This window comes from Rhizobium sp. BR 317 (genome assembly GCF_047445835.1).
Classification (GTDB): domain Bacteria; phylum Pseudomonadota; class Alphaproteobacteria; order Rhizobiales; family Rhizobiaceae; genus Rhizobium; species Rhizobium paranaense.
On the sequence record NZ_JARWLB010000098.1, the window covers coordinates 1 to 1852 of the forward strand.

1 protein-coding gene is annotated in these 1852 nt (G+C 58.5%); it reads right to left on the minus strand.

Annotated elements, in window-relative coordinates; all coding sequences use genetic code 11:
* Window positions 1–1697, minus strand: a 1697-nt coding sequence (locus QD357_RS31975) for a TRAP transporter large permease subunit (protein ID WP_414126030.1), incomplete at its 3' end; no start/stop codon positions are given.
* Window positions 1698–1852 lie beyond the last annotated feature (155 nt).

The following is a 1852-nucleotide window of genomic DNA, read 5'->3' on the forward strand; positions in this document are numbered from 1 at the left end:
CCCATTGCGAGAATGACCACGATCKAATAGTGCACGTCGTGGATCCCTAATCCCTTGGCGATCGGAAATACCAGGGGTGCGAACAGAACCACYGCGGGAATGCCTTCMAGCACGCTACCGAGCACAATGAACGCGACKATCGACACGATCATAAAGATCGGCGCTCCTCCGGGTAGACCCGCCATCGTCTGAACCAGCCCACGCGAAAAACCCRATTGAGTCAGGCACCAGGCCACAGCCGTTGCCGCCGCGATGATGAAAAGGATGGCTCCGGACAAGACCGCCGTTTCCACCAGCATCGGACCCACCCGCTTCCAGTCGAACCGGCGGTAAATGAGGAGGCCTGCCAGCAGCGAGTAGGCAATGCCGATTGTCGAGACTTMCGTGGCGGTAGCAACGCCTTCGACAACCGCTGTACGGATGATAAAAGGTAGGGCCAAAGCCGGAAGCGCAATCAGGAATGTGCGAAAGATCTCCCTGGCTGGCGGCTTGCKAAAACCCGACATGTCCTCGTTGCGATAGCGCCACCAGACGACAACGCAAAGCATCAATCCGCAGACGAACGCCGGCAAAAGACCGCCTATGAACAGGGCCGAAATCGATACGCTCGTAACCKATCCGATGGTGATCAATACGAGGCTCGGCGGGATCGTCTCCGTCTGCGCACCCGTAGCCGCAAGCAGGGCCACKAGATCGCCKGGCTTTGATCCTCTCGCTTTCATCTCCGGGAACAGTGCCGGGGCGACAGCAGCCATGTCGGCGGTCTTCGAACCCGATATCCCAGACACCAGATACATTGCCGCGACGAGGACGTAACACAGGCCGCCTCTGACATGTCCGAGCAAGGACGCCAGGAAGTTCAGCATCGCTTTTGCCATGCCCGTAACCTCCATCAGCATACCCAGCAGCACGAACAGCGGKACCGCTAGGAGGAGAAGATGCGACATTCCCTCATCAAGCCGACCCGCGATCACGCTTATCGGACGGCTCGTACCCAGAGCCACATAACTGATGGCAGCGAGAGCGAACACGAACGCGATTGGTACGCCGCTCAGCACACCTAGTGCGATGAAGACTACGAAGAAAAGCACGAGGTTCCAGTTGCCCATCGCCATGATCAACGGTTTCGCCGCAATCGCCAACCCTATCAAGCATGCGGCTACAAGGACTCCGATCAGGAAATCGCTCAGCCTGATGCGCTGAAGGGCATTGGTCACGCCAAGGATAAGCATCAGGCCAAGTCCGATCGGAAGACCAAACGAACGCCATGCGACCGAAACTTCCATCGCGGGAGTGACGACCGGAACTTCATGAAGAGCGTAGACCGTGGCCTTGGGCAGAAGAAGCACGCAGACCGAAAGGCAAAAGACAAGTGCAGCCACCTCCAGTCTTGCCCTTACGACGGGCGGCATCGCGTCCGCGATAACGCCCATCCTCATGTGCTGTCCGCGGTGAAAAGCGAGGACCGCGCCCACGATCGAAAGCCAGAGGAACAACATGGAGGCGAGCTCGTCCGACCAGATGAGCGGCTCGCCCCATGCATAGCGGGCGAAGACGCCCGCCGACAGCACGAGTACCTCGACGACAACAAGTGCTGCGGCGATCAATTCAATCAGGCGCACCACGCCCGCTTCAGCTTTGGCCAGGACTGGCCACGCGCCGATCACCKGGGGGCTGACATTTTCAGAAGTAGCCATGTCAACGCCTCAGATMAATTTGCCCGAGGTAGACTCCAGCAACGCCCATGCTTCCTCGCCAAAACGCCCCTTCCAATCGGAATAGAACGACGAAGCTTGCAGCGTCGCGCGGAACTTGGAAACATCGACGTCGATAAATTCAAGACCCTTGCTCG